This window comes from Bradyrhizobium sp. F1.13.3 (assembly GCF_040548265.1).
In the GTDB taxonomy this organism is placed as follows: domain Bacteria; phylum Pseudomonadota; class Alphaproteobacteria; order Rhizobiales; family Xanthobacteraceae; genus Bradyrhizobium.
Window position 1 is genome coordinate 96,668 of the sequence record NZ_JBEPRI010000007.1, and the last position, 14,589, is coordinate 111,256.

Genomic DNA, 14,589 nt, shown 5'->3' on the forward strand with positions numbered 1-14,589 from the left:
GGCGCCGCCTAACGCAAATCCGGGGTCGAGTCAAAGAGCCGCTGGTGCTCGGTCAGGGCGAAACGGTCGGTCATTCCAGCAATGAAATTCCCGATCCGGCGGGCCCGGTCGCCCTCATTGTCCGCCTCCGCCCCGACCAGCCATTCCGACGGCAGCTCGCCGGGCGATTTGAGGTATTTCGCGAACAGGTCGAACAGGATCTGTTCGGCCTCGCCCATCACCCGCATGACCCGCTTGTGGCGGTACATGTGCTGATAGAGAAAGCGCTTGATGGCGGCTTCCTGCTCGGCGACCGCGGCGGGGAACGCGATCAATGCCCGGCTCTGCTGGCGGACGTCCTGGGCGGATTGCGGTTTCACGGCGGCGAGGCTCTTCTGCGCCTCGGCGAACACGGCACCGATCAGGTGCGAGATCAGCTCGCGCACCAGCTCGGCGCCGCGCCTGACGTCTTCCAGATCGGGGTAATGCGCCGACGTCTCGGCGATGATCTCCGCGGTCAGGGGCATCACCTTGAGGTCGTCGAGGTGAAACAGGCCGGCGCGCAGACCGTCGTCGATGTCGTGGGCATCATAGGCGATGTCGTCGGCGATCGCGGCGACCTGTGCCTCCAGCGAGGCGAAACTCCACAGTTGGAGATCGTACGTCTTGATGTAGTCGGCGATGCCGACGGGAATGCCGTGCTCGCGATAACGCCCGACCGGCGCACCGCTGCGATCGGTCAGCGGACCGTTGTGCTTGACGATGCCCTCCAGCGACTCCCAGGTCAGGTTGAGTCCGTCGAATTCGGGATAGCGGTGTTCCAACGCAGCAACGACGCGGAGCGTCTGGGCGTTGTGGTCGAAGCCGCCAAAATCCTTCAGGCAGGCGTCCAGCGCCCGCTCGCCGGCGTGCCCGAACGGCGGATGACCGAGGTCGTGGGCGAGCGCGAGGGTTTCCGTGAGGTCCTCGTCCAGCCCGAGCTGCCGCGCCAGCGCCCGGGCGATCTGCGCCACCTCCAGCGAATGGGTCAGCCGGGTGCGGTAGTGGTCGCCTTCGTGGAACACGAACACTTGGGTCTTGTACTTCAGCCGGCGGAACGCGGTGGAATGGATCACCCGGTCGCAATCCCGCCGGAATGGGCTGCGGGTCCGGCTCGGCGGTTCCGCGACCAGCCGGCCGCGACTGCGCTCGGGATCGCAGGCATAGGGCGCGTGGGGGGCAGCCATTCCGACGGACACGGCGAATTTAGTCCCTATCCATTTGATTCTGCGTATTGTGGCACTTAACTATGCCGGACGCGGGATACCAACTGAATTGGGCAAGCGACCTTCAGGTGCCCTTGGTGTGCCCGCGGGGCTATCGGAGACGAACGATGACGACTGACGTGACCATCAGTGACAAGGCCGCACGCCGGATTGGGGAGATCCTCAAGGGCGAAGGGTCTGGCGCGATGCTGCGGATCTCGGTCGAGGGCGGCGGCTGCTCCGGCTTCCAGTACAAGTTCGACATTGACCGTGCCCGCACCGACGACGATCTCGTGATCGAGCAGGACAATGCAGTGGTGCTGGTCGATTCCGCCTCGCAGCCGTTCCTGGCGGGGTCGCAGGTCGATTTCGTCGACGATCTGATCGGCGCCTCGTTCCGCGTCAACAATCCGAACGCCACGGCGTCCTGCGGCTGCGGGACCAGCTTCTCGATCTGACGTCGCCGGCTAAGCGCCGGTGATCAGCCTTTCCTCGTCCGTCCAGTCCGCCTCGACCGGCATCTGCTCTGGCTGAAGCGGTGCCTCCTCCGACACCCATTGGCCGTCCAGCGCGCGCAGCAGCGCCGTCACTAGCGCGGGCTTGCGCAGCGGTTTGGCCAGGAAGTCGGACATCCCCGCCTCGCGACAGATCTTGACGTCCTCGGGAAAGGCATTGGCGGTCAGCGCGACGATCGGCAAGGCCGCGAAGCGTCCGCCCTCGGCGCGGATCGCGCGGGTCGCGGCAAGGCCGTCCATCTCGGGCATGCGGACGTCCATCAGCACGATATCGTAATCGCCTTCGGACACGGCCGCGACGGCCTCGACACCGTCGGTCGCGACGCGCAACTCGACATCGAAGGCACCGAGCATCTTGCTCACGACCATGCGGTTGACGGCGTCGTCCTCGGCGACCAGCACCTTCAGCGGTCGGTCGAGGCCCGCGATGCGCGCCTTGAGATCGTCGGCTTCCTCGCGGCCTGCGTCGTGATCGGACGTTTGCACCTGGCTCCACGGCAGCACCAGCGTAAAGCGGAAGGTCGAGCCTTCGCCCGGCGTCGAGGTGACGCCGATGGTGCCGCCCATCTGCTCGATGATGCGCCGGGAGATCGCAAGCCCAAGCCCGGTGCCGCCGAAGCGGCGGCTGATCGAGGCGTCGGCCTGGGCGAAGTCGGAGAAGAGCTGGCCAAGCTTCTCGGGGGCGATGCCGATGCCGCTGTCGGTCACGCTCCATTCGACGGTGGCGAGCAGATCGCGGCGGGCCTGACAGACGGCCGCGATCGTGACTTCGCCTTCGTCGGTGAACTTCACCGCGTTGGAAGCGAGATTGAGCAGGACCTGGCGGATACGCGCGACATCGCCGCGCAGCGTCGGCGGCAGGTTGGGATCGAGCTCGACCTTGACCGCGAGCCCCTTGCTCTTGGCGCTCGCGCGCACGACGGTCGCCACCGCTTCGACCAGCGCCTGCGGCGCGAAGTCGATCACCTCGAACGCGAAGCGTCCGGCCTCGAGCTTGGAGAGGTCCAGGATGTCGTTGAGGATGCGCTGGAGATTGTCGCCGGACTCGCGGATCGTGGTGACGGCCTCGTGCTGCTCCGGATCGAGTTTTGTCTCCAGCAGCATGCTGGCAAGCCCGAGCACGCCGTTCATCGGCGTGCGGATCTCGTGGCTCATCACCGCCAGGAAATCCGATTTGGCCCGGCTCTCGGCCTCGGCCTTTTCCGCGCGCCAGCGCTCGGTCACGTCGCGGCCGAAGCCGCGATAGCCGAGGAATTGACCGTCGCGGTCGTAGGCCGGCTTCGCAGTGAGCGACCACAGCCGCGCCTCCCCGCCGGCGACCACTTTGAGGTTCATCTCATGCAGCGGTTCGGCGTGCTCCATCAGGCCGACGACGTTGTAGGCCGCACTCTTGTCTTCGGGGCACAGCATGTCGAGCACGTCGGCGAAATGCGCGCCCTTCAGCAGCGGCAGTGGCAGCTGTGCGACGGCGGCGAAGCGCTCGGGCACGTCGACCAGATGCCCTTCGGCATCGGTCTGCCACAGCCAGTCGCTGGCGTTCTCCTGAAAGTCCTTCAGCAACAGCGAAATGATCTCGGTCTGGCGCTCGAGCTCGAGCTGGGCCTTCAGATTGCCGAGGAACAGATTGCCTTGCGAGACGATGTTGCGCGCCATGAAGAACGCGAACAGCAGCAGGAACACCGCGGTCACGAGGTAAGGCCCGGTGCCGCACAACAGCAACGCACCGGCGCAGGCGATCGTCGTCGTCGCGAGATAGACGAGGCCCGCGCGCGGGAAGGTCGAGAGCGTGAAGGCGCCGCCGGACATCATGCCGACCATCAGGCAGGCCAGAATGAGCTGGCTGGTCGGCTCGATGCGGCTGAACAGCGCGACTGGCAGCGTGCCCCAGATCGCGGCGAGGAAAAACGCCTGCCGCAACATCTGCCGCGCCGCGCGGGGCGAGGCTTCCTGGGGCGGGCTCTGGTGGGAGCGCCGCCACGCGCGCACCGCGAGCGAGGCGGCGGTGGCGAGGGTCATGCCCCAGATCGCGAGAAAGTCGTTCCAGCCCCTGCCCCAGAACAGTATCAGCACAACGGCAACGTTGAGCATGGTGACAGCCATCGTCACGGGGATCAGCTGTATCACCGCGTCGATCTGCTTGGCGCGGATGCGGCTCAGTTCGCGCTCGCTGAGACCGGCGGTCAAGCCGTCCTCGATCTCGTAGCCGCCGAGCCAGTACAGGAACGCGCCGATCAACCCGTGGCGGGGCTCGGTTCGCTTCATGGATTTGTCCGGCCATCCCATTCGAAAAACCTTTTCACGATCAATGGCCCAGGCCCGACTTAAGCCGGGTTAATTTTGTGGGAGATTTCGCAGCCTCCTTGACGGGCGCGTTTGCATTTTGTTCTAACCATGACCCCTGCCAGGAGCCCGCCGACATGCCCATCAGAATCGCCACCTGGAACGTGAACTCGGTCCGGCAGCGGATCGACCTGTTGCTGACCTGGCTGAAGGAGTGCCAACCGGACATCGTCTGCCTCCAGGAAATCAAATGTGTCGACGAGGCCTTCCCGCGGCTGGAGATCGAGGCGCTCGGCTACAACGTGGTCACTCATGGGCAGAAGACGTTCAACGGTGTCGCCCTGCTCTCGAAGCTTCGGTTCGACGAGACCAAGTCGGGGCTGGCCGGCGACGACGAGGATGCGCACGCCCGCTTCCTCGAAGGCGTGGTGACGCTCAAGCGCGGAGTGCTGCGTATCGCCTGCCTCTATCTGCCCAACGGCAATCCGGTCGGGACCGAGAAATATCCCTACAAGCTCAAATGGATGTCGCGGCTTCTTGAGTATTCGAAGGAGCGCCTCAAGACCGAGGAGCCGCTGATCCTCGCAGGCGACTTCAACGTCATCCCGCATGCCCGGGACGTCCATAATCCCGCCGCCTGGACCGAGGACGCCCTGTTCAAGGCCGAGACGCGGGAGAGTTTTCAGTCCCTGCTCGGCCTCGGCCTGACCGATGCGCTTCGGGCCGTCACCGACGAGCCCGGGCTCTACACTTTCTGGGATTACCAGGCCGGCGCCTGGCAGAAGAATCACGGCCTGCGGATCGACCATCTGCTGCTGTCGCCACAGGCCAGCGACCGGCTCGCCAATGTCGGTATCGACAGCTATGTGCGCAGCTGGGAGAAGCCGTCGGACCACGTGCCGGTGTGGGCGGATCTCGATCTCGAGGCGGCGTGAGGCCGCCCCGACCCATCACTCCCGGCGGCCTTGCACCCACTGCTCCAGCATTTGCAGGCACATGGCGCGATCGTCGTCGGAGGCCTTTGCGAAGGCGCGGTTGTAGTTTTCCTTGATCCAGGTCTCGTCGCTGCCTGCGCTGTCCCGCGCCAGCGTCAGCCACATCAGGCCGCGCGCGGCCTGCCGCGGCAGGCGGTCGCCGTTGAACAGCATCTGGCCGAGCAGCGCCTGGGCCTCGTGCTGGCCCTTCTGCGCGGCGAGCCCAAGCCAGCGCGCGCCGTAGCGGAAATCCTCGCGCGAAGCGTCCGGTGTCTTCAGGTACAGGCGGGCGAGATCGTATTGCGCATCCGCATTGCCGAAATAGGACGCGGCATAGGAGAACATTTCCCGCGCCCGCTCGTGGTCCGGCTTGACCTTCGAATTCGGGATGCCGCTGAGATAATAGCGGCCGAGCGCCACAAAGGCGTTGGCGACGATCTGCGCCTGCGGCGCGGACGGGCTGTCCTCGGCATGCGCGTTGGCGATGCGGGTGAAATACTCGAACGCGCGCACATCGTCCTGGGCGACGCCGTCGCCATTGGCGTACATGCGGCCGAGCTTCCACTGCGCGATGGGGTGGCCCCCCTCCGCGGCATATTGCAGGGCGCTGAGCGAGGTTTCCTGGGGCACGACTGGCGGTACATTGCGCACCTTGCCTGCTGCGCCCGGCAGGGTCGTGACCACCGGGATGGCCGCATCCTTCTGGCTGACGGGTGCGCCGTCAAAGGCGAGCGCCGGCGCGGCCAGCGCGGTGGCCCCCAACACAAACGCAACGATTGTACGCCTAGATGTCCGCATAGCACTGTTTCTCGTGCGCGCCGCCCGGATGGGTCACTGCCCCACCGACCGCTGGTCCAACCTGCTGAGCATATTTCCAGAGCGCGCCCGTCGTGTGGTTAGTCGCGCGAGCGGTCCATTTGGTCTTGCGCTGGGCAAGCTCTTGGTCGCTCAATTTTACGTTAAGGGTACCGGCGACCGCGTCGATCTCGATGATATCGCCGTCCTCGAGCAGCCCGATCGGGCCGCCGATGGCGGCTTCCGGCCCGACATGGCCGATGCAGAAGCCGCGGGTGGCGCCGGAGAAGCGGCCGTCGGTGATGAGCGCGATCTTGCCGCCCATGCCCTGGCCGGTCAGCGCCGCGGTGGTCTGGAGCATTTCCCGCATGCCGGGACCGCCCTTGGGCCCCTCGTAGCGGATCACGATGACTTCGCCTTCGCGGTAGGTGCGCTTCTGGACGGCCTCGAAAGCATCCTCCTCACGGTCGAAGCACCTGGCCGGACCGGTGAACCTGAGGTTGGACATTCCCGCGACTTTCACGATCGCACCTTCTGGCGCCAAATTGCCCTTCAGACCAACCACACCGCCGGTGACGGTAATGGGCTTGTCTGCCGGGTGCACCACGTCCTGGTGCGGATTCCACTTCACGCTTTTGAGGTTTTCGGCGATCGTTCGACCGGTGACGGTCATGCAGTCACCGTGGAGAAATCCGTTGTCGAGCAGCGTCTTCATCAGAAGCGGTATGCCACCTACTTCAAACATGTCTTTGGCGACATAACGGCCGCCCGGCTTCAAATCCGCGACGTACGGTGTCTTTTTGAAGATTTCGGCGACGTCGAACAAGTCGAACTTGATGCCGCACTCGTGCGCGATCGCCGGCAGGTGCAGTGCAGCATTAGTTGAGCCACCGGACGCGGCGACCACGGCGGCGGCATTCTCCAGCGCCTTGAGGGTGACGATGTCGCGCGGCCGGATGTTTTGAGCGATCAACTCCATGACCTGCTCGCCCGCGGTCATGCAGAAGGCGTCACGAATTTCATAGGGGGCCGGAGCTCCAGCCGAGTACGGCAGCGCCAGCCCGATCGCCTCGGAGACGGTCGCCATCGTGTTGGCGGTGAACTGCGCGCCGCAGGCACCCGCCGAGGGGCACGCCACGCGCTCGATCTCGTCGAGGTCCTCGTCGGACATCGCGCCGACGGAGTGCTTGCCGACGGCTTCGAACATGTCTTGCACGGTGACCTGCTGGCCCCGGAAATTGCCGGGCAGGATCGAGCCGCCATAGATGAAGATCGAGGGCACGTTGAGGCGGACCATCGCCATCATCATCCCCGGCAGCGACTTGTCGCAGCCGGCGAGGCCAACGAGGGCGTCATAGGCGTGACCGCGGATCGTCAATTCGACGGAATCGGCAATGCATTCGCGTGACGGCAGCGAGGAGCGCATGCCGTCATGGCCCATGGCGATGCCGTCGGTCACGGTGATGGTGCAGAATTCCCGTGGCGTGCCGCCGGCGGCTGCCACGCCCTTCTTCACCGCCTGCGCCTGGCGCATCAGGGAGATGTTGCAGGGCGCGGCCTCGTTCCAGCACGAGGCGACGCCGACGAAGGGCTGGTGGATCTGCTCGGTGGTCAGACCCATGGCGTAGAGGTAGGAACGATGGGGCGCGCGCGCAGGGCCTTCCGTCACGTGACGGCTCGGCAGCCTCTTCTTGATGTCGGTCTTCGCGTCCATCGCAAACCAGTTTCCCCGGCCAACCCTTTCAGACCCGAAAAATCAGAGCCAAGATTTGAATCGACCTTTTGGATCGACCTTGGGGATTTCCCGTCGCCTTCGAGGACCACCGACTGCCGCTAAAACATTAGAGTGATTTTATTCATGTTCGGGTGTGGCCAAAAAGCGGCGTTGATGCGAACGGACAGAGATGATGGTTAAATCCGTGGCGGGTGTTGCGCGGACGGCACAATTGTGGCCTGAAGGACACGAGCGCGCTTACTGTGATACCCCTCTTGGGAGGACAATCCACAACTTAAGGTTTTCAGTACGCGTGCGACGCCTCATTTCGGCGCGCTAAGAGGCCCGCCAGGTGAGTCGGCGCCTTCAGCATCGCCCACTGCGTCTCCCACATGCGCTAAGGGCGCTTGACGTTGCTGCGCGCGTCGGCGGCACGAGAGCGAGTGTGGCGCACACTCTCTCCACATCGTCGCAGCGAAGCAATCCAGAATCTTTCCGCGGCGACAGACTGGATTGCTTCGCTGCGCTCGCAATGACGGAGCAAGGGGTAGCCGCATCGCTCTTCCATCTCGCATTTTGAATTGCAGACACGGCTTCGCGTCCTCGCGGCGCGTTTCGCCCGAGCTTTGCCTGGTCACTCCTCCACCCTCTTATCCAAGAGGGCGCAGGGAAGGCCGGGTGCCGGCTGGCACCCGCGGTCCGCTGCGCGAAAAGCACACGCAGGAAAACCGCACACACAGCAGCATACAGGTGTAGCCAATCACTCGGCCTTCCCTGCGCGATGGTTGGACGGCTTATGCCGTGCTCTCCGGGAGCCGAGTTCCTTTTGGCCTCCCTCGTCCTCGCGAAATTCACCGACACCGCGCCGGTTGACGCAGATGCCGCATTCGCCAGGGCTTGACCGTAGCAACGACGGCCAGGACCACACGGTTTTGCCGTACGCACGGCCCGCCATTTCGCCGCAGTTTTCCCGGCCCTGTCGACGGAGCCGGAAACTTACAGACGAGACGAAACCTAGCAGCGCCGCTCGTCGGAACGAAGCCTTGGGCTCACGGAGAGCAATCCGCCCTGCCCACACCTCTCGCACCCGAACGCTGCCGCGTCCACCGCAAGCCCGGCTCGCGAACGTGACGACCACAAGATCGCCCCTCAAGGATGAGCCGGGATGAGCGACACATACGCCGTTTCCGAATTTCGGTAAAGCGGAATATTTTTGCAGATGCGCATTGACACTGACGTGTCGAGGATTGGTCAGATGTTTTGCCCGACGGTCAACCGTGACAGCTTCGTGGCGCCTGGCCGTTTGGGTTCGTCGGAAACGGTCTGGACGGCAGTCGCGTTGCGGCGCTGGGTTCCATCATCGCCTTGACTCGACCTCAGCGCCTCACCCTCTTGTCCTTGAACGGGCGGGCTACGCTCGCCCTCTTGCGCGCTGGGCCTGAGCCCAGGCCGTGGTGACGTCCCGCGGCGGGACGTCGACGCGCCGGATCGGCGTCAGCTCGCCGGAGGCGGAGATGATCGCGGTCTCCTCGCGGCGGCAGCGCGGGCACACGAAGCGGACCTCGTTTGGCGAAGCCGACCAGCTCGAACGTTTCACATTGGCCGCCATCGGCCAGGCCGCGCAATGCGAGCATGACACCAGGAACCGACCGGGATCGAGCATACCCATTCCAAAGGACTCCGCGTCCTGCCATCCCTTCAATGATTAATCCATGTGAATCGTTCCGGTGCCAAAACACCGTCAAGGCACCGTCGGCCCCAAATTGGGGGGCGGAGCGGCTCAGTGGGCGCCCTTGAGCGTGCACGACGTGCTGCAGGTGACGGTGTTGCCGTGGTCGCACGCCTTGCAGGCAGCGACGCACTGGTTCATGTCGCGGGGATTGAAGGACGTGTAGTTCCGCATCGCGTAGACCGGGGTCGAGCCGGTGATGTCCTGCTCCTGGTTGCAGGCTGCCGTCATGAGTCCAAACATGATGACCGCAAGGCGCGCATGGGATCGCCCTGTGAGGCACGACAAAACAATCTCGCGAGGCGCGCTGCACCGCAACGTGCAACGGCATTCCCTCAGCGGAGAAGCACAGTAAGCGTCCCCCGCATCTGCATTGAGGATGCGCGCCAAGTGTTAAGAACGGATTGCCGGCGTCAGGCCGCAGCTTTGCTCGCGATGGCCTGCCGCATGTCCACCGCCAATTGGCGGTACTGCTCCGATAGCTTCAGATAAAACTCGCGCTTGGTGCTGTCGGTGGCAAGCCTGGCGATCAGCTCGCATTCGGCGGTGAGCGTCTCGAAGCGTTCGAGCCTGTTCTCAAGTTCTGTCATCGGCGTGTCCCCATCAAACGCCTCAAGGACACCAAACCTAAGCCCGGGAAATAGGTCACGGCGAACATCGTTATCAAGTAGAATCAATTTTTCCCGCGGAGCTGGCTATTTCTGCTCAAGCCGCCACGCGCCGTCCCAGCCCTCGCCCGGCGGATTGGCCTCGAACTGCGCAATGCGCGCGAGCAGCGCGCGCGAGGGGCCGTCGCCGGGGACGGCTTCGAGTGCTGCGTTGAAAGCGGCACGGGCCTCGTCGAAGCGACGGGCGCGATAGGCGGCGAGGCCCTCGGCGTAGTGCGAACGCAGGCTCTTATGTGCGGCAGTGAGCGCGCCTGCCCGGCCCATCACCTCGAAGATCGTTTGCGGCGCGCTCTGGCCGGCGACCGCAAGACGGTCGACCTCGCGCAATTCGAGCTGCGAGCCGATCGCATCCGCCGTTGCCTGCGAGATGAGGATACGCGTGCCATAGGTCTTGTTGACGGCCTCCAGCCGCGAGGCGAGGTTCACGGCATCGCCCATCACGGTGAAGCTCATCATCAGCTCGGAGCCGATGCTGCCGGTCAGGACCTCGCCGGTCGCGATGCCAATCCGCAAATCGCACAATGCCGGCATGGCGCGGATGCCGAGCAGATCCGGCAATTGCTTCTGCAGCGCGGGCACCTGATCAGCCATGTCGATGGCGGCAAGGCCTGCGAGCAACGCCGGCTCGTCCTCCTCGATGAAGGGCGGGCCCCAATAGGCCATGATGGCGTCGCCGATATATTTGTCGATGATGCCGCGGTTGCTCCTGATCGGACCGGACATCATCGTGAAATAGTGGTTCATCACCCTGACCAGGCCGCGCGGGGTCATGCCCTCGCTCATCGCGGTGAAGCCGCTCATGTCGCAGAACATGATGGTCATGACCCGGCGCTGGCCGTCGATGGCGACCTCCGGCCGGTCGATCAGGCCCTGCACGACCTTGGGATCGATGTAGCGGCCAAAGGTCTCGCGGATGCGCTCGTTATGCCTGAGCTGTTCGGTCATGCGGTTGAAGGCTGCGGCCAGCTCGCCGATCTCGTCCTGGGTGGAGACGGTGATGGTCTTGTCGAAGCGGCCGGCCTCGACCTCGCGGGTGCCGGCGAGCAGCAGCCGCACCGGGCGCGTAATGCCGCTGGACACCAGGAGCGCAAAGGCAAATCCGAGCACCGCTGCCAGCAAGGTCACGACTCCCGACACGATAATCGCCTGGTATTGCCGACTGATCACCTGCGACGTCGAGAAGAAGACCTGCGTCAGCATGTCGCCGCGGATCGCGTCGACCTTCCCGTTGAACGCATCGCGCATCGAGTCGAGCTGTTCCAGCGTGCCGCGGGCCTCGGCCATGTCCTTGGCCTCGATCTGCTTGAGCAGTTTCGTATTGCCCTCGTCCAGATTGCGCCGCAGCTCGGTGACAGCGCTCTCGATACGAACGTCGAGCCGTGCCAGCGCGGCGTTGTCGGAAGAGGTCCTGGGGTCGTCGATGATGGCGTTGATGAGCTTGCGCGCGGTCTCGGCCTCCTCCTCGAACTTGCGGTCCAATGCTTCGAAGTCGCGAAGCCGCGCCGCGTAGGCCTCCTCGTCCGACGCCGATCCCATCCTGGTCATGACCATTCGCCGCAGCGCCAGCGCCCGCTCCAGCGAGCGGATATTGGCGCGGGCGAGATGGCTGTACGCCGGGATGTAACGGTTGGTCAGCTCGTCCAGGAGGACGCCGACCTGGCTCGACATCACCATCGACAGGATCGAGGTGACCAGCATCAGGACGATCAATCCGAGGGCGATGCCGACGATTTTGCGCCGGATCGACTGATTGAAAAGGGGCATGGGTGTGAGGCAATGGGCTGCAGGAATGGCTATGGACCCCAATACACCGTATTTGGACCAGGGAACACGCACAATCAGGCCGCTGTGGCGCCAAGGAGCCGCCCGCAACCACCGCGCGAGCCAGAATGGTTAACAGAGGTTAAGAGCCTTCTCTATCCGCCGTTGCACAAGTTCCCTCGCTCCATCCGTATTTCGCCGCATTGTTGGAACAGCTTGAGGATGCGAAACGACGTCGTGTCACCGTTTTTGACGCCGTTTTGATTCTCGAGCCGCATGTCGTCGCGGACTTTGGTTTGTACTGGTTTCGCAGGGGGACCACGGAATGAACCAGTGCCTACGCTCGCTCGCGTGTGTCGTTGCCGTGGCCGCCTTGGCCTTCATCCCTACCGAGCTGGCAGCGAAGAGCAGTCACAAATCATCCGCGCCGAAGAAGACGCATGAGGCGAAAGCCGGCAAGCAGCGCCACGCCTCCACCGGCAAAGCGCGGCACGGCAAGCATGCCGAGGCCAAGCGCAAGTCGAAGAAGCAGGACGACGCGCCATCGGACAAGCCGGCGGCCCCGCCGCTGACCGGCGACCTCGCCGCGCTGAAGGATGCCATTGATCTTGCGCGGAAGGGCAAGACCGAAGACGCAAGTGCGGCGCGCGACCGCATTGCCGACCCAGCCGGACAGAAACTCGCCGACTGGTTCATGCTGCGCCATTCCGAGAGCACGGCGAATTTCAAGCGCTACGCCGCCTTCCTCGCCGCCAATCCGGACTGGCCGAGCAGCGCGCTGCTCCGCCGCCGGGCCGAGGCGCGGCTGTGGCAGGAGAAAGCCGACGCGGCGACCGTGCACAAATTCACGATGGACCGGCCGACCAGCGCCAAGGGCAAGTTCGCGCTCGCCCGCGTGCTGATGACTGAGGGCGACAGCGACAGGGCCGCGCGTCTGGTGCGCGAGGCCTGGCGCACGGACGAATTGTCCGAGCGCAGCGAGGAAGATTCCTACGAAGCGTTCCGCGATCTCCTGACCGCCGAGGATCATCGCGCCCGCATGGACAAGCGTCTCGGCGCCAAGGACTATTCGGGGGCGCGGCGCGCAGCCAAGCGGCTCGGCGAGGATGCGCTCGCGATCGTCAAGGCCTGCGCCGCCGTCACCGGCAAGGCCAGCAAGGCCAAGGATTATCTCGAGGACGTCTCAGCCGAGGCGCGCCGCGACCTCGGCTATGTGCTGTGCCGCGCGCAATGGCATCTCCAGAATGACCGCATCGACGACGCTGCCGAGGTGATCCTGGCCGCCGCACCCGATATGATGGCGGCGCAAGACACCGACGCCTGGTGGCGCGAGCGCCGCCTGCTCGCCCGAAAGCTGCTCGACCAGGGCAAGTTCAAAACCGCCTATGATTTGGTGCGCTCGGCGGCCGTGCCCGCGATGGAAGTCTATCGCGTCGACTATCACTTCATGTGCGGCTGGATCGCGCTGCGCTATCTCCAGGATCCCAAGGCGGCGATGACGCACTTCGCCGCGATCGACGAAGGCTCGGCCAACCCGATCGCGCTGTCGCGCGCGCATTATTGGCGCGGCCGCACGGCCGAGGCGATGAACGCAACCGCCGATGCGCGCCTGAGCTATCAGGCCGCGGCGCGCTATCCGACCGCCTATTACGGCCAGCTCGCCCGCGCCAGGCTCGGTCTCGACCGCATCGAGCTGCGCGCGCCCTCGCCCGTGCTGGCAGCAGTCGATACGCTGCCCACGGACGAGCGCGTACGTGCCGCCGACATGCTGTACGGCGTCGGTGAGCGCGACATGGTGTTTTACTACGCCGAGGATTTCGCCAGGGAGAGTACCGACGTGGCGGCACTCGAAGCGCTCGGCGAGCTCGCCGGCCGGCGCAACGATGCGCGCGTGATGCTGGAGGTCGGCAAGTCGGCGCTGGCGCGCGGGCTCGCGCTCGATCACTACGCCTTCCCGACCATCGGCATCCCTGAACATAAGCAGGTCGCGCCGGCGATCGAGCCCAGCGTGATCTATTCGGTGGCGCGCACCGAAAGCTCGTTCGACCAGCGCGACAAATCGGCCGCCAACGCAGTCGGGTTGATGCAGGTGACCCCGGAAGCGGGCCGCGACACCGCAAAGCGCTTCGGCCTGACCTACGACTGGGACAAGATGGTCTCCGATCCCGTCTACAACACGCAGATGGGCGCGGCCGAGCTCAGCGCGCTGATGTCGGAATACCGCGGCAACCAGATCATGACCTTCGCCGGCTACAATGCCGGCCGGGGCCGCGTGCGCGAATGGGTGCAGGCGCGCGGCGACCCCAGGGATCCCAAGGTCGATCCGGTCGACTGGGTCGAGCGCATCCCGCTGTCGGAGACGCGCAACTACGTCCAGCGCGTGATCGAGAACGTGTTGGTCTATCGTGCGAGGTTTGAGGCCAGCAGCGTCGTCGCGGCGAAGTCCGAACAGCGCGTTACGACGCCGAACGTGGGCGCGATGCCGACGGCATCGGCCGCAGCCGCCGCGCCCTAGCTTCGCGACGCCGGGGCTGGACGCGGCGTGAAGCTGGATGCAGTGACTGCGACCGACCTCTCTGCGCGGGGTCCGCATCGTTTGGCGAGCCGTCACCTCCTTCCGTGGTCAGAGGGTTCGTACGCGCGCAGAAATGCTTCCGTCAGCGAGCGCGAGAGCGCGCCCGTCTGCAGTATCCAGTTCCAGCTCGACACCGTGATCGCTTCGAGCGAACTGCGGTAAGGCCAGAGCATTTCCGCCGTTGTCTGCTGATATCGACGGTAGCAATCATAGTCGCAGTACCGCCGCTCAGCGGGCACATGGCGGACGTAACTCGCGCCCAGCGGCTGCGCGCACGCGCTGCAGGTACCGCCGTGGCGAGGCCCTTCCTGATTGACGAGCATGAATCTCATCGCGATGTCCTCTCACCCGGACG

Annotated in this window: 12 protein-coding genes; 3 read left to right on the forward strand and 9 right to left on the reverse strand. The window is 64.8% G+C overall.

Annotated features, from left to right (window positions below; translation table 11 throughout):
- Positions 1-8: 8 nt before the first annotated feature.
- Positions 9-1,217, reverse strand: coding sequence for a deoxyguanosinetriphosphate triphosphohydrolase (locus ABIB66_RS20155; protein ID WP_354255347.1), 1,209 nt, complete (start codon positions 1,215-1,217; stop codon positions 9-11).
- A gap of 134 nt (positions 1,218-1,351) precedes the next feature.
- On the opposite strand from ABIB66_RS20155, the gene erpA reads away from it, so the two are divergent.
- Positions 1,352-1,681 (forward strand): iron-sulfur cluster insertion protein ErpA, encoded by a 330-nt coding sequence (gene erpA, locus ABIB66_RS20160; protein WP_007610737.1) that lies wholly within the window; start codon positions 1,352-1,354, stop codon positions 1,679-1,681.
- Positions 1,682-1,690: 9 nt separating this feature from the next.
- On the opposite strand, the gene ABIB66_RS20165 is transcribed toward erpA, so the two are convergent.
- Complete coding sequence (locus tag ABIB66_RS20165; RefSeq protein WP_354255350.1) at positions 1,691-4,021, reverse strand: hybrid sensor histidine kinase/response regulator; 2,331 nt, start codon at positions 4,019-4,021, stop codon at positions 1,691-1,693.
- A gap of 134 nt (positions 4,022-4,155) precedes the next feature.
- Here ABIB66_RS20165 and xth point away from each other — a divergent pair, with 134 nt between their 5' ends.
- A complete protein-coding gene (gene xth / locus ABIB66_RS20170; RefSeq protein WP_354210097.1) occupies positions 4,156-4,953 on the forward strand; it encodes an exodeoxyribonuclease III in 798 nt (265 codons plus the stop codon).
- A gap of 15 nt (positions 4,954-4,968) precedes the next feature.
- Here xth and ABIB66_RS20175 read toward each other — a convergent pair whose 3' ends face one another.
- The 6 genes from ABIB66_RS20175 to ABIB66_RS20200 all read right to left on the reverse strand — a co-directional run bounded on the left by ABIB66_RS20175 (position 4,969) and on the right by ABIB66_RS20200 (position 11,662).
- Positions 4,969-5,790, reverse strand: a complete 822-nt coding sequence (locus tag ABIB66_RS20175; protein ID WP_354210098.1) for a tetratricopeptide repeat protein — start codon at positions 5,788-5,790, stop codon at positions 4,969-4,971.
- Entirely contained in the window at positions 5,777-7,501 is a 1,725-nt protein-coding gene (gene ilvD / locus ABIB66_RS20180; RefSeq protein WP_275171213.1) for a dihydroxy-acid dehydratase, read from the reverse strand. Before ilvD ends, ABIB66_RS20175 begins: the two co-directional genes overlap by 14 nt.
- 1,411 nt (positions 7,502-8,912) lie before the next feature.
- The gene (locus tag ABIB66_RS20185) at positions 8,913-9,170 is read right to left on the reverse strand and encodes a hypothetical protein (protein WP_275171214.1); all 258 of its coding nucleotides are present in this window, start codon (positions 9,168-9,170) and stop codon (positions 8,913-8,915) included.
- 111 nt (positions 9,171-9,281) lie between these two features.
- On the reverse strand, positions 9,282-9,473 hold the full coding sequence (locus ABIB66_RS20190; protein WP_354209807.1) for a hypothetical protein: 192 nt from the start codon (positions 9,471-9,473) through the stop codon (positions 9,282-9,284).
- A 170-nt stretch (positions 9,474-9,643) separates the two neighbouring features.
- Positions 9,644-9,820 (reverse strand): hypothetical protein, encoded by a 177-nt coding sequence (locus ABIB66_RS20195; protein WP_007590638.1) that lies wholly within the window; start codon positions 9,818-9,820, stop codon positions 9,644-9,646.
- A 105-nt stretch (positions 9,821-9,925) separates the two neighbouring features.
- Complete coding sequence (locus tag ABIB66_RS20200) at positions 9,926-11,662, reverse strand: adenylate/guanylate cyclase domain-containing protein (RefSeq protein WP_354209809.1); 1,737 nt, start codon at positions 11,660-11,662, stop codon at positions 9,926-9,928.
- A 322-nt stretch (positions 11,663-11,984) separates the two neighbouring features.
- Between ABIB66_RS20200 and ABIB66_RS20205 the strand changes: the two genes are divergently transcribed.
- Positions 11,985-14,174, forward strand: coding sequence for a lytic transglycosylase domain-containing protein (locus ABIB66_RS20205; protein WP_354209810.1), 2,190 nt, complete (start codon positions 11,985-11,987; stop codon positions 14,172-14,174).
- Positions 14,175-14,266: 92 nt separating this feature from the next.
- On the opposite strand, the gene ABIB66_RS20210 is transcribed toward ABIB66_RS20205, so the two are convergent.
- Positions 14,267-14,566: a hypothetical protein gene (locus tag ABIB66_RS20210; protein WP_354209811.1), complete on the reverse strand. Its 300-nt coding sequence runs from the start codon at positions 14,564-14,566 to the stop codon at positions 14,267-14,269.
- Positions 14,567-14,589 lie beyond the last annotated feature (23 nt).

Bases quoted from the DNA above. Each gene is read 5' to 3' on its own strand.
- erpA (WP_007610737.1), top strand. From the start codon at position 1,352: ATGACGACTGACGTGACCATCAGTGACAAGGCCGCACGCCGGATTGGG.
- ABIB66_RS20165 (WP_354255350.1), bottom strand. From the start codon at position 4,021: ATGGGATGGCCGGACAAATCCATGAAGCGAACCGAGCCCCGCCACGGG.
- ABIB66_RS20195 (WP_007590638.1), bottom strand. From the start codon at position 9,820: ATGACAGAACTTGAGAACAGGCTCGAACGCTTCGAGACGCTCACCGCC.
- ABIB66_RS20175 (WP_354210098.1), bottom strand. From the start codon at position 5,790: ATGCGGACATCTAGGCGTACAATCGTTGCGTTTGTGTTGGGGGCCACC.
- ABIB66_RS20200 (WP_354209809.1), bottom strand. From the start codon at position 11,662: ATGCCCCTTTTCAATCAGTCGATCCGGCGCAAAATCGTCGGCATCGCC.
- ABIB66_RS20185 (WP_275171214.1), bottom strand. From the start codon at position 9,170: ATGGGTATGCTCGATCCCGGTCGGTTCCTGGTGTCATGCTCGCATTGC.
- ABIB66_RS20190 (WP_354209807.1), bottom strand. From the start codon at position 9,473: ATGTTTGGACTCATGACGGCAGCCTGCAACCAGGAGCAGGACATCACC.
- xth (WP_354210097.1), top strand. From the start codon at position 4,156: ATGCCCATCAGAATCGCCACCTGGAACGTGAACTCGGTCCGGCAGCGG.
- ABIB66_RS20210 (WP_354209811.1), bottom strand. From the start codon at position 14,566: ATGAGATTCATGCTCGTCAATCAGGAAGGGCCTCGCCACGGCGGTACC.
- ilvD (WP_275171213.1), bottom strand. From the start codon at position 7,501: ATGGACGCGAAGACCGACATCAAGAAGAGGCTGCCGAGCCGTCACGTG.
- ABIB66_RS20205 (WP_354209810.1), top strand. From the start codon at position 11,985: ATGAACCAGTGCCTACGCTCGCTCGCGTGTGTCGTTGCCGTGGCCGCC.